This window comes from Agrilactobacillus yilanensis (genome assembly GCF_003946725.1).
Classification (GTDB): domain Bacteria; phylum Bacillota; class Bacilli; order Lactobacillales; family Lactobacillaceae; genus Agrilactobacillus; species Agrilactobacillus yilanensis.
Genome location: NZ_RHOY01000001.1, coordinates 168,495 through 190,720, shown reverse-complemented (window position 1 = coordinate 190,720; position 22,226 = coordinate 168,495). Strand labels below are relative to the sequence as shown.

Annotated in this window: 26 protein-coding genes; 14 read left to right on the top strand and 12 right to left on the bottom strand. The window is 39.3% G+C overall.

The features are described 5' to 3' along the window. Window positions 1–6: 6 nt before the first annotated feature. Window positions 7–858 (top strand): DUF975 family protein, encoded by an 852-nt coding sequence (locus EKM93_RS00910; protein WP_125712115.1) that lies wholly within the window; start codon window positions 7–9, stop codon window positions 856–858. Here the strand turns inward: EKM93_RS00910 and EKM93_RS00905 are convergent. Further along, window positions 855–1,349 (bottom strand): hypothetical protein, encoded by a 495-nt coding sequence (locus EKM93_RS00905; RefSeq protein ID WP_125712113.1) that lies wholly within the window; start codon window positions 1,347–1,349, stop codon window positions 855–857. The two genes, EKM93_RS00910 and EKM93_RS00905, sit on opposite strands and share 4 nt — an antisense overlap. Before the next feature lie 44 nt (window positions 1,350–1,393). On the opposite strand from EKM93_RS00905, the gene EKM93_RS00900 reads away from it, so the two are divergent. The 4 genes from EKM93_RS00900 (at window position 1,394) to EKM93_RS00885 (ending at window position 5,447) form a co-directional block, all read left to right on the top strand. Beyond that, window positions 1,394–2,137 carry an MBL fold metallo-hydrolase gene (locus EKM93_RS00900; protein ID WP_125712111.1) on the top strand — a complete coding sequence of 248 codons (744 nt, stop codon included), beginning with the start codon at window positions 1,394–1,396 and terminating at the stop codon, window positions 2,135–2,137. A 658-nt stretch (window positions 2,138–2,795) separates the two neighbouring features. After that, window positions 2,796–3,197, top strand: coding sequence for a transcriptional regulator Spx (spx, locus tag EKM93_RS00895; RefSeq protein WP_125712109.1), 402 nt, complete (start codon window positions 2,796–2,798; stop codon window positions 3,195–3,197). A gap of 330 nt (window positions 3,198–3,527) precedes the next feature. Then, window positions 3,528–4,256, top strand: a complete 729-nt coding sequence (locus EKM93_RS00890; protein WP_125712108.1) for an adaptor protein MecA — start codon at window positions 3,528–3,530, stop codon at window positions 4,254–4,256. A gap of 105 nt (window positions 4,257–4,361) precedes the next feature. Next, on the top strand, window positions 4,362–5,447 hold the full coding sequence (locus tag EKM93_RS00885) for a competence protein CoiA (RefSeq protein WP_164506945.1): 1,086 nt from the start codon (window positions 4,362–4,364) through the stop codon (window positions 5,445–5,447). Between the two features lie 4 nt (window positions 5,448–5,451). On the opposite strand, the gene EKM93_RS00880 is transcribed toward EKM93_RS00885, so the two are convergent. Continuing rightward, the gene (locus tag EKM93_RS00880; RefSeq protein ID WP_164506944.1) at window positions 5,452–6,084 is read right to left on the bottom strand and encodes a DsbA family protein; all 633 of its coding nucleotides are present in this window, start codon (window positions 6,082–6,084) and stop codon (window positions 5,452–5,454) included. A gap of 139 nt (window positions 6,085–6,223) precedes the next feature. After that, window positions 6,224–6,817 (bottom strand): CYTH domain-containing protein, encoded by a 594-nt coding sequence (locus EKM93_RS00875; RefSeq protein ID WP_164506943.1) that lies wholly within the window; start codon window positions 6,815–6,817, stop codon window positions 6,224–6,226. A gap of 124 nt (window positions 6,818–6,941) precedes the next feature. On the opposite strand from EKM93_RS00875, the gene EKM93_RS00870 reads away from it, so the two are divergent. From EKM93_RS00870 to EKM93_RS00860, 3 genes are read left to right on the top strand one after another with little or no spacing between them, the layout of a single operon-like run. Continuing rightward, complete coding sequence (locus EKM93_RS00870; RefSeq protein ID WP_125712101.1) at window positions 6,942–7,631, top strand: GTP pyrophosphokinase; 690 nt, start codon at window positions 6,942–6,944, stop codon at window positions 7,629–7,631. After that, entirely contained in the window at window positions 7,612–8,430 is an 819-nt protein-coding gene (locus EKM93_RS00865; protein WP_225423599.1) for an NAD kinase, read from the top strand. The genes EKM93_RS00870 and EKM93_RS00865 overlap by 20 nt, the downstream gene beginning before the upstream one ends. Beyond that, a complete protein-coding gene (locus EKM93_RS00860; RefSeq protein WP_125712097.1) occupies window positions 8,430–9,326 on the top strand; it encodes an RluA family pseudouridine synthase in 897 nt (298 codons plus the stop codon). Before EKM93_RS00865 ends, EKM93_RS00860 begins: the two co-directional genes overlap by 1 nt. Window positions 9,327–9,387: 61 nt before the next feature. On the opposite strand, the gene EKM93_RS00855 is transcribed toward EKM93_RS00860, so the two are convergent. The 4 genes from EKM93_RS00855 to EKM93_RS00840 all read right to left on the bottom strand — a co-directional run bounded on the left by EKM93_RS00855 (window position 9,388) and on the right by EKM93_RS00840 (window position 12,941). Beyond that, window positions 9,388–10,032, bottom strand: coding sequence for a copper homeostasis protein CutC (locus EKM93_RS00855; protein ID WP_125712095.1), 645 nt, complete (start codon window positions 10,030–10,032; stop codon window positions 9,388–9,390). Window positions 10,033–10,054: 22 nt separating this feature from the next. Continuing rightward, on the bottom strand, window positions 10,055–10,888 hold the full coding sequence (locus EKM93_RS00850; RefSeq protein WP_125712093.1) for an undecaprenyl-diphosphate phosphatase: 834 nt from the start codon (window positions 10,886–10,888) through the stop codon (window positions 10,055–10,057). Window positions 10,889–11,146: 258 nt separating this feature from the next. Further along, entirely contained in the window at window positions 11,147–11,569 is a 423-nt protein-coding gene (locus tag EKM93_RS00845; RefSeq protein ID WP_164506942.1) for a hypothetical protein, read from the bottom strand. Window positions 11,570–11,918: 349 nt separating this feature from the next. Beyond that, a complete protein-coding gene (locus EKM93_RS00840; protein ID WP_125712089.1) occupies window positions 11,919–12,941 on the bottom strand; it encodes a lactonase family protein in 1,023 nt (340 codons plus the stop codon). Between the two features lie 98 nt (window positions 12,942–13,039). Here EKM93_RS00840 and EKM93_RS00835 point away from each other — a divergent pair, with 98 nt between their 5' ends. The 3 genes from EKM93_RS00835 (at window position 13,040) to EKM93_RS00825 (ending at window position 15,129) form a co-directional block, all read left to right on the top strand. Next, on the top strand, window positions 13,040–13,414 hold the full coding sequence (locus EKM93_RS00835; RefSeq protein ID WP_125712087.1) for a PTS glucitol/sorbitol transporter subunit IIA: 375 nt from the start codon (window positions 13,040–13,042) through the stop codon (window positions 13,412–13,414). A 17-nt stretch (window positions 13,415–13,431) separates the two neighbouring features. Beyond that, window positions 13,432–14,631: an AI-2E family transporter gene (locus tag EKM93_RS00830; protein ID WP_125712085.1), complete on the top strand. Its 1,200-nt coding sequence runs from the start codon at window positions 13,432–13,434 to the stop codon at window positions 14,629–14,631. A 135-nt stretch (window positions 14,632–14,766) separates the two neighbouring features. Beyond that, window positions 14,767–15,129: a hypothetical protein gene (locus EKM93_RS00825; RefSeq protein WP_125712083.1), complete on the top strand. Its 363-nt coding sequence runs from the start codon at window positions 14,767–14,769 to the stop codon at window positions 15,127–15,129. Window positions 15,130–15,230: 101 nt separating this feature from the next. Here the strand turns inward: EKM93_RS00825 and rpsN are convergent, their stop codons facing one another. The 5 genes from rpsN to EKM93_RS00800 all read right to left on the bottom strand — a co-directional run bounded on the left by rpsN (window position 15,231) and on the right by EKM93_RS00800 (window position 19,832). Then, window positions 15,231–15,515 carry a 30S ribosomal protein S14 gene (rpsN, locus tag EKM93_RS00820; RefSeq protein WP_125712081.1) on the bottom strand — a complete coding sequence of 95 codons (285 nt, stop codon included), beginning with the start codon at window positions 15,513–15,515 and terminating at the stop codon, window positions 15,231–15,233. A 171-nt stretch (window positions 15,516–15,686) separates the two neighbouring features. Further along, entirely contained in the window at window positions 15,687–16,676 is a 990-nt protein-coding gene (guaC, locus tag EKM93_RS00815; RefSeq protein WP_125712079.1) for a GMP reductase, read from the bottom strand. Window positions 16,677–16,838: 162 nt separating this feature from the next. Then, window positions 16,839–18,326 carry a gamma-glutamylcysteine synthetase gene (locus tag EKM93_RS00810; protein ID WP_125712077.1) on the bottom strand — a complete coding sequence of 496 codons (1,488 nt, stop codon included), beginning with the start codon at window positions 18,324–18,326 and terminating at the stop codon, window positions 16,839–16,841. A gap of 153 nt (window positions 18,327–18,479) precedes the next feature. Then, window positions 18,480–18,875 (bottom strand): OsmC family protein, encoded by a 396-nt coding sequence (locus tag EKM93_RS00805; protein ID WP_125712075.1) that lies wholly within the window; start codon window positions 18,873–18,875, stop codon window positions 18,480–18,482. A 12-nt stretch (window positions 18,876–18,887) separates the two neighbouring features. Next, entirely contained in the window at window positions 18,888–19,832 is a 945-nt protein-coding gene (locus EKM93_RS00800) for a magnesium transporter CorA family protein (RefSeq protein WP_125712073.1), read from the bottom strand. A gap of 69 nt (window positions 19,833–19,901) precedes the next feature. Between EKM93_RS00800 and EKM93_RS00795 the strand changes: the two genes are divergently transcribed. The 3 genes from EKM93_RS00795 (at window position 19,902) to EKM93_RS00785 (ending at window position 22,092) form a co-directional block, all read left to right on the top strand. Beyond that, window positions 19,902–20,738 carry a methyltransferase domain-containing protein gene (locus EKM93_RS00795; protein WP_125712070.1) on the top strand — a complete coding sequence of 279 codons (837 nt, stop codon included), beginning with the start codon at window positions 19,902–19,904 and terminating at the stop codon, window positions 20,736–20,738. Between the two features lie 232 nt (window positions 20,739–20,970). Next, window positions 20,971–21,480, top strand: a complete 510-nt coding sequence (gene trmL, locus EKM93_RS00790; protein WP_125712068.1) for a tRNA (uridine(34)/cytosine(34)/5-carboxymethylaminomethyluridine(34)-2'-O)-methyltransferase TrmL — start codon at window positions 20,971–20,973, stop codon at window positions 21,478–21,480. A 192-nt stretch (window positions 21,481–21,672) separates the two neighbouring features. Next, the gene (locus EKM93_RS00785) at window positions 21,673–22,092 is read left to right on the top strand and encodes a DUF1149 family protein (protein WP_125712066.1); all 420 of its coding nucleotides are present in this window, start codon (window positions 21,673–21,675) and stop codon (window positions 22,090–22,092) included. Window positions 22,093–22,226 lie beyond the last annotated feature (134 nt).

Below are 22,226 nucleotides of genomic sequence, written 5' to 3'. Positions count from 1 at the left end.
GTTTTTATGGCGATTTCGATTAGAGACATCAAAAAAGCCGCTCGAGCAGCACTGAGCGGACGATGGGTGCAGCCAATTTGGTTGCTGATTACAAGTTATCTATTAACACAAATTGTGAGTATGATGGTTGGCGGAGCGCTGAGCAATACATCATTCATTTATTTCTTAATTTTAATGCTGTTGAATTATTTTGTGCTATTTGCTTTTCAATATGGGCAGTTCTACTATCCGCTGAGTGTTTTTGGCAAGCAGCCTTTTAGATTCTCGATGCTATTTGTCGCCTTTTCACCGCTTTATTACAAGCGATTTGTTGTTTTGAATTTTATTAAAACAATTTTTGTGACCTTAGCCTCATTATTAGTGTTTATTCCTTTTATCGGCCGGGCTTCGTGGACGACGCTCTTAAATTTAGTTTTTGGCAGTTACAGTACGGAACTCGTGAATAAGTTAGCTAAGATTATTATGAACTTATCCACAGGAACTTGGGTCTTGCTGTTAACTTTGATCTTACTTTATTTTTTGATCTTGCTATTTGTCCACGGCTTTTTCCAATTAGCGGCTTATTTAGTTTTTGAAAATGCCCAAAACCCTAGTGCCCATATTTTAGTATCAACGCTCTTTTTGATGCGGGGACACTGGTTTGACTTATTAAAACTACAGCTGTCATTTATTATTTTGTACATTTTTTATCCAGTGACTTTTTTATGGCTAATACCTTATCGACAAATGAGCATCTTCGTTTTTTATTTAAATTTAAAACAAGATTTTGCACAACGGATGGACCAATATGCCAAACAGATGCACCAGGGCCTGTCTGATGACGATGAAGATGACGACGATGATTACGATCAAAATTAAACTTGCGTCAAAGCAAAACAAGATTCTGAATAACGCCAATCCGCAACACTGCGGGCTTTAAGCTGATTGATTGTTTGAAAGGCGGGACTTGCCTGCCAAGCCTCCCAATCATGGGGATTCATCCAACTGGTGTAAAGTAAATATTGCCAGCGAAGACTATCTTTAATTGCCAAAACACTGTGATGATTTGGCGCTTCAGTAGCTTGGGTGAATTGCAGCAGTTGTTGCCATAGATGATGGTCTTCATCATCATTAAAGGTAAAAAAGATAAAGTTATTTAGTTTTAACGGGGTTACATCGAGGCTTGTATAACGCACACGGTAACTGATGGGGGCCGTAAAAACAGAAGCTTCGTTAGTCATTTCTAAGAGCTGACAGTCGGGTTCTTTAGTTTCCCAAGGACTTAGTAAATATAACTGGCGTTCGGGATGCTGCTGAACAATATGATTTAAAACAGAAAAACTGCCGGTTGTTAAATAAACATTTCTCATAGTAAAACCTCCATTAAATTTGTAATTTTTGAAAGGACAAGTTTATGAAATTAACAGTACTAGGTTATTATGGCGGCTACCCTTACCAAGGCCACGGCACTAGCGGCTATCTTTTACAAAGTGAAACAGGATTTAATTTATTACTGGATTGCGGCAGCGGCGTCTTATTGGCGCTACAAAAATATTTAGATCCGCTACAGCTGGATGCCGTTATCTTGTCCCACTATCACCACGACCATACCGCGGATGTGGGTGTTTTGCAATATTACTGGCAGCTGGCAGCGGGGACGCATAAAGAAGAAATACTCCCAATTTATGGACATACCCGCGAAACACTAAGTTTTGCAGCATTGACGATGCCAAATGTAACGCAAGGCCAAGTTTATGATCCTTCGCAGCCATTAAATTTAGGCCCATTTGAAATCACCTTCCTACCGACAATTCATCCCGTACCCGCTTATGCGATGCGGATTAAGGAATTAAGTACCCAACGTGTCATTACGTTTACTTCGGATACAGCATATTTTGACGGCCTAATTGATTTTGCTCGAGAGAGCGATTTATTAATGACGGATACGAATTTCTTTGCAGATAAAACCGGTCAAATGTGGCATATGACATCAACACAATCTGGGAACTTGGCGCAAGCAGCGCAGGTTCAGCGTTTATTGCTGACCCATTTGCCACAAAATGGCGATTTGGATGCTTTGCAAGCAGAAGCTGCTGCGCAAACAAATGGCATCCCTGTCACTTACGCGCAAGAAGGGCGATCGATCAAACTGGTATAGGTAAAATTAGACTCAGTATTTGGTGGCTATTATAGGGCAAAATAATAATATTTTGAAGTATGAGCTTCGAAATAAGTTGTTTTGTCTTTTTTTTATACCTTAAATTTACAAATAACGGCAAAATTAAGTGGTTTAAAAACTAATATACGAATAAAATTAAGGATTAACCGTGTTATTATTCGATTTTTATAGATTATTTCGAATAAATGCGCTCAAGGAACAACGTAGAACAATTATTCAGACGGAAGTTATCGAACAATAATCAATTATTGATGAATGTTAAGGTTAAACTAAATATAAATATCAATTTAAATAAATAAATATTTTAATAAATGGGTATATTCACAAATATACGACTTTTATGACTGATTTTTGATGCGATATAAAATATAAATTGTTGATAAATTGGATATAAAGTTGTAGAATAACTTGTAAATTAGTCAAGGGTAATTTGAATTAGTGAGGCAAATTCACAATTTTATCGTTATTTTAAGAGATGGAACGAATGATTTTGAAAAAGCAAGCTTTTTCTCGTATTAATTTTGACTAAGAAATCTTTCAAAAACTGGTACGCACAGACGAAAATTTTGCTTATAATACAAAGTGTAATAGCAATGAACGAATACGCTCTATTTGTTCGCGAAGGGGGAGATTTAAAATGACTGTTACATTGTACGTTTCACCAAGCTGCACTTCTTGTCGTAAAGCACGCGCTTGGTTAAAAGAACATAATATCCCATTCACTGAACGCAACATTATTTCGGACCCGTTGAATCAAGCTGAGATTAAAAAGATTCTAAGACTAACTGAAAATGGTACGGAAGATATTGTTTCCAAACGTTGTCAGGCATATAAAGATCTAAACATCGACTTAGATGATCTCTCAATCAATGAACTTTGCGATTTACTTCAAGAACGGCCTAGTTTATTAGGCAGACCTATTATTACGGATGATCGACGGCTGCAAGTGGGGTATAGCGAGGATGAAATCAGACGTTTCTTACCCCGTGAAGTTCGTACTTTGGAGTTGCAGTACGCCCAACTTTTAGCGGGTATTTAATAAGATGCCTCGGTGGGGTGAGATTGCTATTTTATATGAAATAAAAAAATTACCGATACCATTATGCCAATATCCATTGCTATCCAAATAGGCTAAGATAAGCGTTTGTTTATCTTAGCCTATTTGCCCAGATTATGTATTGCAATCAAAGGTAAAGCGTGCTAATCTAAGGCCCTAAAGTAGAATCCTTGTTTACTGCGAAATTAGCACGAGCACAAATAAATAATGTACAATATTGTCATTCGCTTTTTTTATGTGAATGGTGTAAGATTACAATTACAAGGATTTTCCTGAAGTTTTCTGTATTTTAGAAGCGAGGTGCGGTTTAAAATGGAAATGGAACGTATAAATGAGAATACTATCCGTGTGATCCTCGGCAATCAAGATTTAGAAGAACGCGGCATTACGGTGTTAGATTTATTAGGAAATCATAAGCAAATCGAAAGCTTCTTTTACAGCATTTTAGAAGAAGTTGACAAGGATCACTCATTTGCTTCTAATGATGCAGTCACGTTTCAAGTGATGCCTAATAAAAAAGGTTTAGAATTATTAATCAGTAAAGGTTCACCAGATCGTAATAGTGATGATTCAGACACATTTAACTTAGATGAAAGTGATTTTGATGATGTTCAGGAAGATGTTTCTGATTTCATCAAAAAACAATTACGACAATCCGATGATGAGGGTGTACATGATACAGATTTTGATAATGTGAAACCTAAAAAGCATACCGCTTTAAAAGGGTTTACAGCAGATTCAGGACCTGATCGTGAAGAAGTTGTACTTGAATTTAATGATTTTGAAGATGTTATTTCAGCAGCAGATGCTTTGCAGCTGGGAGATCATACTGTTAGCAATCTTTATCAATATAAGCAGAAGTATTATTTAGAATTAGTTGTCTATACAGATGACTTGGAAGATATTTCTTTTGCGGATGCTTTGGCGATTGCTTTTGAATATGGCAGTCGAACACGGGTAACACCGGAAGTTTTATCAGAATATGGCAAAACATTGATGATTGAAACAGCTTTAGAACAAATTAAACATTATTTTGGATAACAAAATTGATTTATAAAAAAACTTGAAGGCTGAGCTTTCAAGTTTTTTTGTGCTATTTTCAAAAAAAGCCAACTGTTTTGCGTACTGTACTCAAGGGTGTCGAGATTGAACTATGCCTATGATCAAAATAGACAACTGATCTACTTAACAACGCCACAACAAGCACAGCAACTCATGACACAAACTGAAGACACGTTTAACTGTCCGGATTGTGGCCAAGCACTTGTTATTCGATTCAGCACAACGGGGCGGCCGTTTTTCAGTCATCAACAAAAACAGCCCCTTGCAAACTTAGAGAGTCAATTGCATCAATTCGGCAAACAAGTATTGATGCAAGGGTTAACCCAATTAGAAATAGCCGCTAAATTAGAAGTTACATCGCAAAATAAAGCGCGACGAGCAGATGTGGCCGTTTTATATAAGGGGCAAAAAATTGCTTTGGAGTGGCAGTGCGCCCAAATCAGTACCGCTTCAATTTATCGGCGGACGCAATCTTATCAGCGGCAGGGGATTATGGTTTATTGGCTTTTAGGACCGCGGTATCATTTTAACGGCCGCTTAACCCAGGCCCAGCGGCAATTCTTAAATTATCGCAAGGATTTGGGCTTTTACTTAGTATTTTTTGATCCCAAGCGGGCTAATTTTTGTTTGATTCATCATATTCGGCAATTGGAGCTCACTACAAAAGTAATTTATCAGCGTCAGTATTTGACGTTGACCCAAGGCTTAAGCTGCTTGATTAAAGGTGCTGGCTTACCGGTTAAAAGGGTGCCGACTTTAGATACACGGACCGTTCAAATGAAACGGCAGTGCATTAATCAAAAATTACAGCGACGGGACAAGCGATTTCAAGCACTGCAGGCACAATGTTATAAGGCCCATCATCAACTACAGCAACTGCCAGCATCATGTTTTGAAGCGCAAGGACTGCCACCACTTTATCCAGGGGCTGGCTGTATTGTAAACGTGCAATTATTGCTGATTTTGGAACGTCAAAGTCATTGGACCTACACAGCAATCTATCGTGAATTTGAGCAGTTGTTACTGCCGGGGCAAACGACGGTACTACACAAAAAATACTGGGTGGATCGACTATTAAAGGCGTTATTAGCCCGTTTTTTGGACGAAAAAATACTGCAGTTTAGTGATCAACGGTTTAAGGTTGATGCAATAAGGCTGCAGGGATGGTAATAATTTATAAAGTATTTAAATGCGGTGTATTTGCAGCACAAGGCTGGTTAGTATTAAAGCATTCGTCGTTAATTAGCCTTTCCAAAACTTGGCGTAATGAAACGTATGACATGCAGTTTTCAATGACAATGCCATCTTGGTTGACATCACTGGCATGGTTAAAAGCAACCATTGTTGGGGTGTCCGTGATGTGATACTCGTTGATTAACGCTTCATCTGCAGCACAGAGTTCTTTTAAATCGGGATTGTTTCGTTCTTCTAAGAACCAATCCAAGTCCGCATTAGCAGCTTCTAAGGCTTGTTTCACGGTTTCATTATCATAAGGGCAACGGTCTACATTAATGAGATGTTGTAGGTTCATTAGGAAATGACGACTTTTTTTACGGCCTTGAAAGCTAACGGCTTTAAAATCTAAGGCGGCAGCATAGGCGTCTTGCGTCAAACGATTGCGTAGGGTTAAATTCAATTTATCTAAATGGTTAAATGTCATGTATGTGTTCACCACTGGGACGGACACATATGGCACTAAAGTAAATGTAACATCAGTGTTTAATTCAGCAACGACCTTACGCAAGGTACTTTCGATGCTTAGACAACGGTAACCAATTGGATTAACAAATAAGAATACTTCCAACATATTTTGTCTCCTCCAATTCTTTCTTATTGGTAACATCAATTTTAACGGGGAATATTTCTTTTCACTATTACTTTATCAAAATTTGTCGTAAGTTCAAATAAAATGACTCAGAAATGTAATTTTTTATATTACGTTTTTGTTACAATACAAAATGTTGGGTTGAACGAACGACTTTATTGACGACATGGCGGTTTGGAATTTGAAATTGTTGCAGCAATTCTTGAAAAAATTGGGTGCTTTCTTGTAAATGATGATCGGATTGTAACTCTAATTCAATTTCATAGTCTTGCGCGCCATCAGGATAGTCTGTTTGATCTAAGGTCAATAGGCCAGCCGGGACCTGTGCCAGCTGACGGGTGGTTTTAGCGTGGCCAATAATTATCAGTGGTACGGCGTTGATATTGAGTGCTGTCAATTTTTGACTAACGGTACTCGGCATCAAAATTTTTGAGGCTTGACTTAGCTGCTGTGCTTGCTGTAAAGTCAATCGGTCGGTAATTTCAATTAATTGATGATCGGCCTGCTGGGCAGGTATTTTTAAAGTCTGCTCGGCACTTGTGGCAAATAAGCGCATTCTTAGGCCCATGTGACGTTGCTTTAGTGTCTGGGTTGGGGTGTCAAAATAAATATTCGTTTGAATAAACGGTGGTTCAAAGGGGTACTGTTGTAATATATTTTGAAACTCTGTATTAGTAAGTAGATTTTTGAATTCTATTTCTAAATTATTTGTCATTATTATCACCGTTAGTACTATAACATAAATCTTTTGAAATTTGGTTTCTGAAAACTTAAAATTCATAAATATGTTAAAATTAAAAATGGATTATTATGTATTCTGCGGATTAGAGGTTTAAGTCATGCACAGAGATTGGGATACTTTTTTGTTACCTTATGAACAGGCTGTTTCAGAATTAAAAATCAAACTTAGAGGCATTCGTAAAGAGTTTCGTGAACGAAGTGCCCATACCCCAATTGAGTTTGTCACTGGCCGGGTGAAGCCCGTTGCCAGTATTCAAGAAAAAATGCGCCGGCGCTATATTGATCCAGAATTATTGGAAAATGATATGCAAGATATTGCCGGTATTCGCATTATGTGCCAGTTTGTAGAAGATATTTATCAAGTTGTCGAAATGTTACGGCAACGTAAGGATATGGAAATTGTGGAAGAGCGTGACTACATTGCCAATGAGAAGAAAAGTGGGTACCGTTCTTATCATGTAATCATTGCTTATCCTGTTCAAATGAGCAATGGTGAAAAGAAAATATTGGCTGAAATTCAAGTTAGAACGTTGAGCATGAATTTTTGGGCAACCATTGAACACTCTTTAAATTACAAGTATCAAGGTGAATTCCCTGATGAAATTAAGGCACGGTTACAAAAAGCAGCAGAAGCGGCTTTTAGTCTAGATCAAGAAATGTCTGGGATTCGTGAAGAAATTCAAGAGGCTCAGAATTTGTTTTCATATGGCAAAGGGCTTAATCTCAAATTCCAAGATAAAGGTGAAGACAACAGTGACAGCAACGAATTTGAAGATAGCGATTCATAATAATAAAAAACCAAATACTTTAAAAGCAGTCAACTATTTATATAAGAATTTAAAACAAAGTGGCTTTTCATTTGACGTTGAACATCCGGATATTGTGATTACCGTTGGCGGTGATGGGACATTACTGTCGGCCTTCCATCATTATGCAGACCAACTAGACCGGATTCGTTTTGTAGGGGTACATACGGGGCATCTGGGGTTTTATACAGATTGGCGGGATTATGAACTCAACGATTTAATCCGGGCGCTGAAGGTGGATTCTGGACAAAGCGTGGCCTATCCTTTATTGGATGTTAAGGTGACCTGTAATGATAAACGGCCAGTGGAGCATTTCTTATGTTTAAACGAGTCGACGATCAAACGTCTTGGCAGCACTTTGCGTTCTAATGTTTACATTAAAGGCAAGTTATTTGAAAGCTTCCGTGGGGATGGTCTTTGTGTGTCCACACCAACGGGCTCTACGGCGTATAGTAAATCTTTAGGTGGCGCGGTGTTGCAGCCTTCTTTAGAAGCTTTACAGATTACAGAGATGGCTTCTATTAACAATCGGGTTTATCGAACGTTATCTTCACCGATTATTGTGTCCTCTGATGAATACATTACTTTCCGGCCCAGTGTTGCTGAAGATTATGTTTTAACGATTGATCATATTGCATTGAATGATCGTCAAGTAAAACAAATTGATTATCGGATCGCTGACGAACGTATTCGTTTTGCCAGTTATCGCCATATGAATTTTTGGCATCGGGTGGAAGGGGCCTTTATCGGCAGTCAAGATGATGAGGATGGGGATCGTTAATGCAGTTCTCATGGTATGTGCCAAAAGACTTTCCCAGTCAGTCTTTAGAAACGTTTTTGCATCAGCAAGGTGTTTCTAAAACGTTATTAACTAAGGCTAAGTTTCATGGTGGGGCAACTTATGTAAATCATCATGTAAGAAATTCGAATTATCCGATTCATCCCGGGGATCAAATTACAGTGGCGTTAGCGCCGGAACGGGATGCTGAGCATATCCAGCCGGTTTTTAAAGCAATGCCGATTGTCTTTGAAGATAAGCATTTTTTAATTGTCAATAAACCTGCGGGCTTGCCGTCCATTCCATCAACTCGATACCGCCATGATTCGGTGGCCAACCGGGTTAAGGGGCACTTGATGGCGATCAATCATGAAAGCCGGGCGGTACATGTCATTACCCGTTTAGATCAAGATACTAGCGGTTTGATGCTGTTTGCCAAGCATAGTTTTGCCCATGCTTTGATGGCCAAACAACTCCATTCAAAAGCATTAGCCAAAACGTATGTGGCGATCGCAAAAGGTCAATTTACGGCACAAGCGGGGTTAATTGATCAACCGATTGCCCGGGTTGCTGCGGATAGTATGCAGCGTGTCGTTCGAGCAGATGGCAAGGCCTCACAAACACAATATTGGTGCCTACAGCAATTTCCAAAAGGGGCTTTTGTCCGGCTATTATTATTGACCGGGCGTACCCATCAGATTCGGGTACATTTAGATTGGCTGGGCCATCCGTTGTTTGGGGATCAGCTGTATGGCCCTAAGGATCAGTTGATGACGCGACAGGCATTACATTGTGCACAGTTACGCTTTGTCCATCCGTTTACGGGTGAAATTGTAGCTTGCAGTGCGCCGTTGCCTCAAGATATGGGTCAATTATTAACAACTTTGACGAAAGCTTAAACCATTAAAAAACGTCTGAAAGCAAGTAAAAACTTGGTTTCAGACGTTTTTGTTTTTTAGATTATAGTTTAATGATTTTAGTACCGTGAACAGCATTGACCCCAAGGGCTGCAGCGATGGTTTCAGCGTTATCGGCTGTGATACCCCCACCAGGTAAGATGGTAATATCTTTTGTTTTAGTATAGTCGATTAACGTTTTTAAATGTGCCGTGTTGTCTAAAATCGGTTGGCTCAAGTCAGGACTGCCATGGGTTAGAATACGGCTGAATTGATGTTCCTCCAACCAATCAATAGCAGCTAGCTGATCGGCTTCTGGAATCTGGTCAAAGGCCATATGCATGATCAAATCCATTCCGCCGGCTGCGCCAATTAACATATCCATAGCTTCTGTATCTAAGGTGCCATCTTGACGTAAAGCCCCGAAAGTTACACCATCCACTCCAAAAGATTGAGCCGTAAATAAATCAGATTCCATCATTTTAAGTTCCACATCATTATAAATAAAATTGCCGCCTCTGGGGCGAATCATGGCAACTAAGCTAATTTGATGTTCTTGAGTATATTGGGCGGCTTGAGCTAAAACGCCGTGGCTGACAGTGGTGCCGCCTACAGCTAAATTATCGTTTAATTCAATTCGATTAGCGCCACCTCGAACGAACTTTGGAATGTTTGTAAAATTCTCAACGGCTGCTTCTTTATATAGCAATTTAAAACCTCCCTAATAAATGTTAAGCAATGGCTCTAAAACCAAAATAGGCAATGACAATAACCCCTAAGACAATCCGATACCAACCAAATGCTTTAAAGTCATTATTTTTAATATAGTTTAATAAGAACTTGATGGAGATATAGGCGACGATAAAGGAAACAACAACACCGACTAATAAAACCACAATTTGACTGCCGGTGAATGAATTGCCATGGGTGAAATACTTCAGAATCTTTAAGAAACTTGCACCAACCATTGTCGGAATGGCCAGGAAGAATGAAAATTCAGTGGCTACGAAGCGGGAAGCGCCTAAAACCATCCCCCCTAAAATAGTGGCCCCAGAACGAGAGGTCCCAGGTACTAACGATAGCACTTGAAACGCCCCAATAGCAAAAGCCAATTTCAAAGAAAGATGATTTAAATCTTTTTCTTTAGGTTGGCGTTTTTTATTATAATTCTCAATAAGAATGAATAAAATCCCATAAACAATCAAAGTTGTGGCGATTACTTGCCAAGTGGTTAAATGCGCATCCATGAAATCATTAAGTAAAGGTCCTACAATTAAGCTGGGAATCATCGCAATGACAACTTTACCCCATAAAGCCCAAGTTTGGCGCTTTTCTAAAGTATCCTTTTTAGGTGAGAAAGGATTAAGCTTATGGAAATACAAAACAACAACGGCTAAAATAGCCCCCAATTGAATGACCACCATAAACATATTGATGAACGCTGTCGGTTCTTGTAATTTTACAAATTCATCGGCTAAGTACAAATGACCGGTAGAACTGATCGGTAGAAATTCGGTAATCCCTTCAATAATCCCCAGGATAATCGCTTTAAAAATATCTAACACATTTAAAAATCCTTTCTTTTTTAAGTCATAGCATTGTGCCAAACTTTAGTATACTTTAATAATGGTTGGGCGTAAATCCTGAGCGTTGAATTTATTGTTTCGATAAAAATAGAGGTTTGACAAAATTATCAAAACCTCCAAATGTTTTCACATGGAACATTCTTTAGTTAACAAACATTAATTTGTCAGCTTTAGACGCGCAAGAAAAAAGCGCATTAAAGTAATACTGAAGAATACAGTCAGTTAGGATTTTTCACCTCATTGTGTGACCGTCCAGTCGTGGAGTGTTTTGCCATCTGGGTCTTTAAGCACGAGCCACGAATTGGTACCGCCAAAATACAAGAACAAGCCGACTTCGTTGACACTTTTGAGCACCAAGTCTTTTGTAGTGACGAAAGTTTGCGGATCAAAGGCATCGGCGTGTTCTGTCCGTAGTTGGTTTGCAAAGCGTGCGGAAAAACCTAAGCTGCCATCGGCATTCAATGGGGCATCGGCCAGCATTTTAGCACCGGCCAGTAGACGCATTTCGTTACGCTTTTGCCAGTAGACAGTCGCCTTACTGCCAGCGAAATCGGTTGTGAATGGAATTTTGGCGACAGCAGCCTTGAAACGGTGTTGTGCCTTGGCTGGGCGTTTTTTAGGGGCAACGAGCCGGATGCCTAACAAGGTCATCAACGGCACGATACTGTCCCAGAATGCGGCGGCTGGCTTACGCTGGTTGGCTGGCAGGGGCGCTGTGGGCGCAGCCTCCAGTTTGAGCTTAGCTTCGGTTGCGCGCTCGCCAATATAACGGGCCAAATAAGCGACCTCGAGATTTTCCGGAGGCGTCACAATGAGCGCTCGCGTTGCTGTCGTCTCGGTGGGCAGCTGATCAATACTCAGTAACTGTGCGTCTGCGAAGTACAAGGTGACAGCAGTGTCGGTCGGGACAGGCAATATCGTCGTGAGGGTCACTTGGCCGTCATCAAGAGGCAGGTTGATAGTATCGGTATTCGTAATGTGCATGGGCACGTTCCTTTCGTAGCGCGTCTTAATTATAAAACTGGACACATGTTCCTTCTGGACAAGGCACATCTTTTTGTAATAACGTTAAGCGGCCGCTGTTACTGTCTCGCTGAAAGAGCGTTAGATTATCAGTGTTTTGATTAGCAGCCACAATGAATTCACCAGTGGCATTGAGGTTAAAATCTCTAGGACCGTCACCTTGCGTGCTAATCCGTTGCACAAGATTTAGATGTCGGCCACCTTGAGAAATTGCAAAAACCGCTAAAGAGTTGTGGCCGCGGTTGGAAGCATATAAGAAGCGGCCATCTGGGCTTAACCGAATCGCCGCACTGCCGTTAAATGCCGTATAGTCTTCTGGCAGCAAATTAACTGTTTGTACTGGTGATAAGGTAGCTCTTGAAGGCTCGTAATCTAACACGGTGACTGCACTGGCCAATTCACCTAAGACGTAGGCCACATGAGCGGTGGGGTGAAAGATAATATGCCGTGGGCCAAAACCGGGTGTCGTTTGATAGTCGGTTAATTTTTGGAATTGATAGTTTTTAAAATCATAAAGGGTGACAGTATCTGTGCCTAGATCACAAGTAACCAGCCGATTATCAGGCGTTAAGTCTGTGTAGTGCACGTGGGCGGCAGCTTGTTCTTTTTTCGGACCGTGGCCGTGATGGCTGACAGTATCGACCAAAGTCAAAACGCCATCTGGACTGACTTTATAAGCATTCGCTTGGCCTTTATGATAGTTGGCATCAAACACCAGCTGTCGTTTGGCATCGTAGGCAATATAAGCCGGAGAGCTCCCTGGTGCCAGCACTTGATTAATTAACTGTGGGGTGGCCCCTGAAATATCATAAGCTGCCACACCGCCTTGCTGGCCATGGGTCATAATTGAAAATAGCCGTTGATTGGCTGAATCAATTGTGAAATAAGTAGGATTACCAAGGGTTAAAAAAAGTTCAGGTTGTGCAAGTTGGCCGTTTTCTAAAGTTGTTTTATAAATACCTAAACCTAAACGACGGGTATAACCGCCTAAATATAAAGTTTCACGCATAAAATAGGCCCCTTTCTGGCTTTCATTATAGCATAAGCCTAAGCGAAGGCCGGGCAATATGATACAATAAAAATCAGAAAGTAAAAAGGAGTTTGCTCATGGAAGTAAAAGCGAAAATTATTAAGATCGGTCCCAATGCAATTTCTAAGAAAGATCCAATGGTTATTTTATTTGATGAAACAGCCACGGATACGTTAGAAGAAGTGGCGGTGATTCAACAATTTTTAGATAAATCTGAAGAGGCACAGGTAAAATTAGCGGTTGGTGATGAAATTCAAATTGGCGCCAGTAATTTTACGATTCAAAAAGTGGGGGCTTTAGTTCAGTCTAATCTGACGAGTATTGGCCATGCCACATTGATTTTTAAGACGCCTGAAGCCGCAGATCAGATGCAAAGTGCAATTTATTTAACGAATAGCGCCCAAGAAGTACCAACGTTTGATTTAAATACTGTAATTACGTATCGGTTTTAGTCAAAGGAGTTTTGCTTGTGGATAAAAGAAAACCAAAGCGTTCTGTATTTTTTAGATGGGTCTTAAATAATAAGTTCTCAGTTTTATTATTAAATATTTTATTAATCCTGTTAATTATTTTGCTATTCACAAAAGTAAATTTTGTATTTGCGCCGGTTGGTCAGTTTATTCAAGTAATTGCCCCGCCGATTGTTTTAGCTGCGGTCTTATTTTACTTAATGAATCCAGTTGTATTATGGGCTGAGAAGAAGTGGCATGTCCCACGCTTAGTGTCGATTGTTGTTTTGTTTGTTTTATTGGTCGGCTTAATTGTCTTGGGCATTAGTTTGTTAGTGCCCGCAACGCAAAAGCAAATTCAAGGGTTAGTAGATGGTTGGCCAAAATATTGGAAGGCATTACAAGCTTGGTTAGTGGAGATTTCCAATCGACCGGAATTTCGATCGGTTCAATCACAGCTGAATAATTCGACAGCTAAAATTATGTCTGGCTTGAGCAGTTGGTTCCAAAAAGACTTCATGAATACTTTTTCAAATATCGGTTCCGCCGTCAGTACAGTGACGACGATTGTCATTAATGTGGTTACCGCACCGTTCATTTTATTTTTCATGTTAAAAGATGGCCAGCGGTTTAAAACAGACGTGATCAAACTGGCACCTGTCCGGTTTCGGCCGCAAACGGAAAGTATGTTAACTGAAATTAATAATTCAATCAGTATGTATATTAGAGGTCAGTTAACAGTGGCTTTTTGGGTATTTGTAATGTTTACAACGGGTTATTTGATTATTGGTCAGAAATACGCTTTGGTTTTAGGGATTGTTGCCGGTTTTTGTAATTTAATTCCATATGTAGGTTCCTTTATTGCGATGGTGCCATCGGTAATTATTGCGGCATTCACGGCACCGGGGATGTTAATCAAAGTTTTGATTGTCTTTATTATTGAACAGACGATTGAAGGCCGGATTATTTCACCGTTAGTGATGGGCAGCAAGTTAGAGATGCATCCCGTTACAACAATTATTGTGTTGCTGACAGCAGGTAATTTATTCGGTTTCCTAGGGGTCCTTTTAGGTATTCCAGGCTATGCGGTATTAAAAATTATCGTTACGAGATTGTGGCGGTGGATTCAAAGTATTTCCGGTTTATATGAAGAAGCTGAACCCGTCAGTCCGGAAGCACCAGTGGTCGAAAAAATAGAGTCTGAGGATAAATCAGAATAATTCTTTAATTATGATATTATATTTTTTTAATAATTGAGTATAATTAGATTATAGGTTAAAGCACTGTTTTTAGAGATGATGTAATGATAGCTATTAAATAGTCGTGTGTAACTCAGCTGAGAGGGGCGTCTATAAATGGTAAAAGCAAATAATACCGGACCTTACAAGGAAAGTATGGTAGATGTAGTGGATCATTATCGGCAGTGGTATCGCCAGTTACCAGACCCGGTTGCGCAGATGGTGGATAAGATTTTTTATCGAGCTTTTGCCAAAGCTGCTAGTCCGCAAATGGCAAAATTGGGCTGTCCACAAGTTAGACAGTTTGAACGTTTCTATCCAGAACAGGCTTATATTTATATGTATCGTACCGTTAATCAGCTGAAATCAGAAAGAATGATCTATCCTCAGTCACCCTTAAAAAAATTAGCACTGGAAATTGACGCTAATGATCGAATTATTTATACGATCATTGTGGATAGACCGTTTAGAATACTTTAGAGAATAATTTAAAGTTATATATCAATACAAAAAATGACTTTATCCTAGAATTTCTCGGATAAAGTCATTTTTTAAATTCTAATTAAGAGCCTGTAAAAGGATTACCAGCTTGCTTTTTTTACACCAGGAATTTGGCCTTTGTGGGCTAATTGCCGGAAGTTTAAACGGGACATGCCAAATTTACGCATATAGGCGTGGGGCCGACCATCGATTTTATCGCGTCGGTGAATCCGGACAGGGGATGCGTTTTTAGGTAACTTTTGTAAGCCCTCGTAATCCCCTTGTGCCTTAAGATCAGCACGGATTTGCGCATATTTTGCAACTGTTGCTTCAATTTTCTTTTCTTTAGCAATCTTAGATTTCTTTGCCGTAGTAAAACACCTCAATTAATCAAATTTTTGAATACACTGATTCTAAATGCGATTAATCGCTAGTCTGTCATAAAATGAGTCAATCTAGTATAACATAAAAAAATACTTATGAAAAGTAAGTATCACAGAAAATAAAAACTGGCAGCGTCCAATTATTTTAGGACGGCCAGTTTATTTAATTAGAATTTAGTTGCTGTCACCGTTAAAAATAGAATTTTTAACAATAACGTAATCTACGGTTCTTAGAGAGTCAATATCCCGGCCGCCGGCATAAGAAATTGAAGATTGTAAGTCTTCATGCATTTCGTTTAACGTTCTAGAAATAGGGCCTTTGTAAGGGATCAGAATCTTTTTGCCTTCAACGTTATGATGGCTGCCTTTTTGATAGGCAGAAGCAGAACCGTAATATTCTTTGAATTGTTCGCCATCTTTTTCTACAAGACGGCCAGGGGTTTCTTCATGACCAGCAAATAATGAACCGATCATAACCATGGAAGCCCCAAAACGGATAGATTTGGCGATATCGCCATGGGTCCGAACACCACCGTCAGCGATAATTGGTTTGCGGGCAGCTTTAGCACACCAGCGTAGGGCAGCAAGTTGCCAACCGCCAGTACCGAAACCAGTTTTTATTTTAGTGATACAAACTTTACCAGGGCCAATGCCGACTTTTGTAGCATCTGCGCCGGCGTTTTCTAATTCCCGAACGCCTTCTGGGGTACCCACGTTACCAGCAATGACAAAGCTATCTGGTAATTGTTTTTTGATGTGCTGAATCATATCAATCACATTTTGAGAATGGCCATGGGCAATATCAATGGTGATAAATTCAGGTGTTAAATGTGCTTTTGCCAGATCATTAATAAATGTATATTCTTCTGGTTTAACCCCCACACTGATTGAAGCAAAGAGGTTTTTATCATGCATATTTTTGACAAAAGTTAACCGTGTTTCTGGTGCGAAACGGTGCATGATATAAAAATAATCATGTTCAGCTAACCATTGTGCCAATGGGGCGTCAATGATTGTCTGCATATTTGCAGGAACAACGGGGATCTTGAAGGTACGGCCACCAAAGTCAACGGTTGTGTTAACTTCAGATCGACTTTTAACAATACATTTGTTAGGGATAAGTTGGATATCTTCGTAATCAAAAACTTGCAATTCATTAATCATATATTTCCGCTCCTATTCATCAAAACCCGAATATTAAATAAAAAATACAGGGTATTTTTAAGCCCTGTATAATTTACCGAATTTATCGTTAAAAGTCAAATGTTATTTTGTAAAAAGTTAGAAATATTGCGATTTTTTTAGAAAAATACGAAGATTAAACGGCTATTTCAGATCAATTGTACCAAATTTAGATTTTAACCATTGATCCGCCTGTGCTAAAGAGTGCAGTTCTGTGTTTGTAAAAACTTGACGTTTCTGGTCATGTTTCACGTAGACATTAAGTTTATCCCAATTTACGTCAAAACCATGAATTAATGCTTGATGGACTAAAAATTGCTGATTTTCGGATAAATTATCGGTTAAGGGCAACGGCTGATCGCTGGCTGGTAAGTAGGCCAATTTGTGTTTTTGACCTTGCTTGCGGCCGAATTCAATTAAACTGCCATCTTTAATTTCAGCGGCAACTTTTGCACCAATGGTAAGTTCGGGTGTTTTAATTTGCGGTTCGATCTCTGCTAGAACATCAAGGTAAACTTTTGGAAAATTCAGATTAGCCGCAAATTCTGACAGCGCGGTTAACAGCGCCGTCGCTTTATCATAGAGCCAAGCTGGTTTTTGGTCTGGTCGGCCTAAAGCAATGGCTTCGTTAAGCTGATTAGCTTCTTCATAAGCGGCTTTCATGTCCTTTGGTGGTTCTTGGCAAAAGCTATAAATTGCCAGCAGACGGATGAATTGTAGCCGTTTAAGGCCAACGAGATCTTTAGCAAATGGATTCAAATCAAACATGCGCATTTCTAAATAACGAATGCCTTCTTTTTCTAAAACAGCCAGTTTTTCGGCAGATTTCACGCGAATAGGACCATAAAATTCATGGCTGGAGAAGAAGGTTTGGTTGGCGACATATTGATCAATTTTACTAATTTGGCCATGTAGTGATTGATAGTCAATGTGAATATCGGGGGTGTTGCTGTAGCCGTAAGAACTGGAGCGGATGCTGCGAACCGGGGTGGTTAGATCTTCTGGTAGACGCCAATAGGTATTTTCAGAAATAGGGGAGGCACCAAACAGATAAGTGATGAGCCAGCGGTTTAAAGCCATATTTTGAGCAACTCTAAAATAAAGCTGGTTTTTAAAAGCAATATAGTCTTGACCGGTATTTAAATCTTGGTACAAAGTTTTAAAAATTTCTTCAGGAATGCTGAAATTAATATGGATACCGGTAATTAATTCCTGTTCAATGCCATAGACTTTTTCCAGATAATTTCGATAAGACTGGAAGTAAGGTCGGCCGAAATTTTGGCTGATGAATTTTTTATCTTGAGTAGATAAAAACGGCGGCATGCTAATAGGCCAGATTGTTTCGTCTTGATGCAGCTGTTGGTGCACGATGGTCTGCAAGGTGTCTAAATAATTCAAGACTTGGGTTTCATTATGCTTTGGAATGGTAATAAGTTCCATTTGCGATTCACCGAAGTCAGACTGCAGCGTGGGGTGAAAATTACGACTGCCAAAAGTTTCGGGATAGGGATGTGTGCTGAGATGGCCAGTGTTTTGCAGACGATGTTCTTCGACTTCAACGCCCATAGCACCGTTTAGTAAGTGATCGGTTAGCTTCAGTTTTTTAACGGCTTGCTGTAGATTCGGTATCAATAAAAAAGCCCCCTAGTTCAAACAAATGAGTTGTGTTTTCAGATTATAGTGCGTCATTTTGGGTATATAAAAAGTTTGGCGACATTAGTTTTGCAAACAAAATTTAGCTTTGTTTACAAGCCTAGATTAGGCAGATCACCAAACTATAACGACTTATGCTTTAATTTCTAAGCTTTCTTCAATTTCAATGCTATCCATGATGGATTGGACGATGGTACAGCTATTTTTAGTCATTTTTAAAATACGCTGTAGTTTTTCTTCAGTAGCTTGAGCGCCGCATACAGTGATGGTCAAGGCGACTTTACGGATTTTGTGCGGCCGATCTTCTTCCAAGAACATCGTGCTGCGGACGCTGGCAGTTTGATAGGGGATTTTAGAATTTTCCAAAATGGCCCGGAAAGTACCTAGTGTGCAGGCAGCGACAGAAGTTTCAAACAATTTTGTCGGGGAAATTTGTTGCGGATCGTGACCAATTTTGATGGTCTGGCCTTTATTTTCAGAGGTCAAGCCGGTACCGTCTATCGTAACGTCAACATGTTTTTCTATCATAAATAAAGCACCTCATTTAAAATATTTTTTTTGCCAAAAACGAATGGCAATTGCAATGGAAATGCCCACGGAGATAATAATTGTAATAATCCAGCTCGCGTGAGATTTGGAAAGCGGTAGATCTACGTTCATCCCGTAAAAAGAAAAAACCAAAGTGGGAATCGTCAAAATAATAGAATAAGTTGTTAAGAATTTCATCACTTGGTTCATATTATTATTGATGATTGAAGAATAAGTGTCCGTCGTTTCATTAATAATTTTATTGGAGATTTGGGCCATTTCCACGGCTTGATGATTTTCGATTAAAATATCTTCCAAAAAATCATCATCATCTTCATTTAAAGGGAAAGTCTGGGCACGCCTTAATGTTTCTAATACATTACTATCTGTTCGCAAAGAAAGCAAGAAGTAAACTAAGCCGCGTTGGACGCCCATCAAGTTATAAAGCTGTTCGTTTTGTAAAGAATTCTGCAGTTTTGTTTCGACTTGTTCTCTAATTTTGTTCATATCTTTTAGATAACGCTGGTAATTTGAGATGATATGACTGATAATCTGTAGGCAACCTTTACGGGGATTTTCAATATCCAAAGCACGGCGATTATCTGAAAAAGAGTCTAGGAAGGGTTTGCGGGTAATACTGATCGTAATGAGGTAGTCTTCTTTAATCAAAATACCAACCGGCGTTGTCCGATAGGTGAAACTACGATTTTTTTGACGTTTAATTTGCGGCACGTCAAAGATAACGAGGGTTGTTTTATAATCTTCGTCATATTCAGTCCGTGCGCTTTCATCGCGGTCTAAACTATAATAAATATAGTCTAGAGGCACGTTCGTTTTTGTCTGCAGTTGGGTGATCTCTTCTGAAGTGGGGTCTAAGACGTTCAGCCACATTCCAGGCTTGATGGCGGAACGTTTGGTCAATTTATGTTTATTATCATAACTGTAAGCATGAATCATTTGTCTTCTTCCTTTGTCTTGGTATAATTAGAATCAGTGTAACATAATCAGGTGTTGAGAGGTATTTTTGTGAAGAAAAGTCAAGTTATAGCACGATATTTACAAACGCAGTTAAATCTACTAAAGTGTCCCATTTGTCAAAGTGATTTCAGTTCGATTCAAGGGATTACTTTAACTTGTGTTCATGGACATAGTTTTGATATTTCCAAAAAAGGGTCTGTTTTCTTTTTAAATGCCCCGGTAAAAACAGAATATACTACTGAAATGCTAATAAAGCGACAAAAAATTATTCAAGCTGGCTTATTTCAACCGGTGTTAGCTAGAATCAGTACGCTGTTAAAGGGCGATCGAATTATTGATGCTGGCTGTGGCGAAGGCAGTCAAATTAAGACCATTGCCCAAGCACATGCGGCCAACTATTTTGCATTTGATATTTCTAAACCAGCAATTAACTTGGCTGTGTCAGGCGCTGATTTTGCTGAAAAAGTTGCTTTTTTTGTAGGCGATTTAGCGCATATGCCATTTAAAGATCATCAGTTTACAGACATTGTGAATATTTTATCACCTGCAAATTATAGCGAATTCAAACGGGTGCTCGCACCTGGTGGTCAATTGATCAAAGTAATGCCTAATGCAGCGTATTTACAAGAATTACGGCAGCTGGTATATCCTACCGGAGCCAATGCAACCTATGATCCAGAGCCGGTACAAGCACATTTTTTGCAACAGTTTCCAGATTCTGTATTAGAACAGATGCATTATACGTTTGATTTGACGCCAGATCTGGCGCAAGCGTTGTTTGCGATGACGCCACTGACTTGGATGGCGACGGCTGGCGCAGCGGCTGATGTCACAAGTTTGCAGCGAATTACCGTCGATTTAACGATCGCAATTGCGGAAATCTGAAAAAGTTGTATATAAGTTGTTGAAACACAGCGCATAAGATGTTATATTATTAACAAGTTCTTTTTCATGGGCTTTTCTCAGGAGTAATTTTGATAAAAGGTTATGATCAAAGGTCTTATTAACGTAACGTTTTGCTGTGTCTGTCACCGAAACGATACGTTTCTTTTTTTGCATTTTTTTGAATTTTTCTACTAAATAATCATGTTAAAAAGAAAGATAGGAGCAATGCTTCATGACGAATCATATTGTACTTTTCGAACCACTGATGCCTTCAAATACAGGCAATATTGCAAGAACGTGTGCGGCAACGGACACGGTTTTAGATTTAATCTATCCCTTAGGCTTTCGAACGGACGACAAATCTTTAAAGCGCGCAGGCTTAGATTATTGGCACAGTGTCAATATTGTTTATCATGATGACTTAGAGGCTTTTTTAGCAACGGTACCAGATAAAAAATACTTATATTTAATTACCAAGTTCTCTGATGAAATTTATACAGATCGAGATTTTTCAGAAACAGCAAAAGATCATTATTTCTTATTCGGTAAAGAAACAACGGGGCTGCCAGAAACCTTTATGCGGGAAAATACGGATAAATGTCTTCGAATTCCGATGACCGATAAAGTCCGGGCTTTAAATTTATCGAATAGTGCGGCCATTGTTTTATTTGAAGCACTGCGTCAACAAAGCTTCGTGAATTTGGAAAAGAAGCATATTTATGATCACGATAAGTTGAAGTAAATATAATTACTATTTCAAAAGTGCATGATTTAATTTATAATTGATAAAGATGTTGTTATACTCAGATGACATATCTCATGATTAATGCTGCAAGGCATTTAAAATAAATAAATTTTTAAACGCCACCCGAATTTATTCAGGTGTGGTTGACATGCATTCATTCGAGATCATAGAAGGGGCGTGTACTTTGGGATGAAGAGCAACAAGTTTCCGATAATTGTGAAAAATTTTCATTATGATTTGCTGGATAGCGCGGAGGTTCAAGGTAATCAAAACATTCAGGTATCTATACAAGAGGTGGTACCTAAAGGTGAGGCGGATAAGCAGGCTGAACAGGGGCAGTTTTTCGAAATCAGTGTGCCATTTGATGTGACACCGCCTGAAGAGATGTTTCACGTTTCCGGCTTAATCAGTCGCTATATCCAAATAATTGATTTTCATGGTCATGCCAGTGATTTAGATCCAGAAGCCTTAGAACGCTTCTCAAGACCATTAGTGGAATACATAGAAACTTTGACTTACTCGATCACTTCGGTTGCTTTAAATCGGGGGGTTCAGTTGAATTTCCATGCGGCACCTAGTGATGACGACGATGAGGATGAAGATTATTAGAATGCTTTGTAGATAGAGCGGTTCTGGCAACTGAGTTAGTTGTCGAGTCGCTTTTTTTATGGGCTATTTAATAATTCGTAAACTTTATCGGTTATGCTTGAATTGCTTTATAATGATTGCTAGATTCAATAGTA

What these genes read in the sequence shown, in the direction of transcription:
- EKM93_RS00800 (WP_125712073.1), bottom strand. Translation starts at nt 19,832, where the DNA reads ATGATTCATGCTTACAGTTATGATAATAAACATAAATTGACCAAACGT.
- EKM93_RS00840 (WP_125712089.1), bottom strand. Translation starts at nt 12,941, where the DNA reads ATGCGTGAAACTTTATATTTAGGCGGTTATACCCGTCGTTTAGGTTTA.
- EKM93_RS00905 (WP_125712113.1), bottom strand. Translation starts at nt 1,349, where the DNA reads ATGAGAAATGTTTATTTAACAACCGGCAGTTTTTCTGTTTTAAATCAT.
- EKM93_RS00805 (WP_125712075.1), bottom strand. Translation starts at nt 18,875, where the DNA reads ATGATAGAAAAACATGTTGACGTTACGATAGACGGTACCGGCTTGACC.
- EKM93_RS00860 (WP_125712097.1), top strand. Translation starts at nt 8,430, where the DNA reads ATGCAGTTCTCATGGTATGTGCCAAAAGACTTTCCCAGTCAGTCTTTA.
- EKM93_RS00835 (WP_125712087.1), top strand. Translation starts at nt 13,040, where the DNA reads ATGGAAGTAAAAGCGAAAATTATTAAGATCGGTCCCAATGCAATTTCT.
- EKM93_RS00875 (WP_164506943.1), bottom strand. Translation starts at nt 6,817, where the DNA reads ATGACAAATAATTTAGAAATAGAATTCAAAAATCTACTTACTAATACA.
- EKM93_RS00890 (WP_125712108.1), top strand. Translation starts at nt 3,528, where the DNA reads ATGGAAATGGAACGTATAAATGAGAATACTATCCGTGTGATCCTCGGC.
- trmL (WP_125712068.1), top strand. Translation starts at nt 20,971, where the DNA reads ATGACGAATCATATTGTACTTTTCGAACCACTGATGCCTTCAAATACA.
- EKM93_RS00880 (WP_164506944.1), bottom strand. Translation starts at nt 6,084, where the DNA reads ATGTTGGAAGTATTCTTATTTGTTAATCCAATTGGTTACCGTTGTCTA.
- guaC (WP_125712079.1), bottom strand. Translation starts at nt 16,676, where the DNA reads ATGATTAATGAATTGCAAGTTTTTGATTACGAAGATATCCAACTTATC.
- EKM93_RS00785 (WP_125712066.1), top strand. Translation starts at nt 21,673, where the DNA reads ATGAAGAGCAACAAGTTTCCGATAATTGTGAAAAATTTTCATTATGAT.
- spx (WP_125712109.1), top strand. Translation starts at nt 2,796, where the DNA reads ATGACTGTTACATTGTACGTTTCACCAAGCTGCACTTCTTGTCGTAAA.
- EKM93_RS00910 (WP_125712115.1), top strand. Translation starts at nt 7, where the DNA reads ATGGCGATTTCGATTAGAGACATCAAAAAAGCCGCTCGAGCAGCACTG.
- EKM93_RS00825 (WP_125712083.1), top strand. Translation starts at nt 14,767, where the DNA reads ATGGTAAAAGCAAATAATACCGGACCTTACAAGGAAAGTATGGTAGAT.
- EKM93_RS00900 (WP_125712111.1), top strand. Translation starts at nt 1,394, where the DNA reads ATGAAATTAACAGTACTAGGTTATTATGGCGGCTACCCTTACCAAGGC.
- EKM93_RS00870 (WP_125712101.1), top strand. Translation starts at nt 6,942, where the DNA reads ATGCACAGAGATTGGGATACTTTTTTGTTACCTTATGAACAGGCTGTT.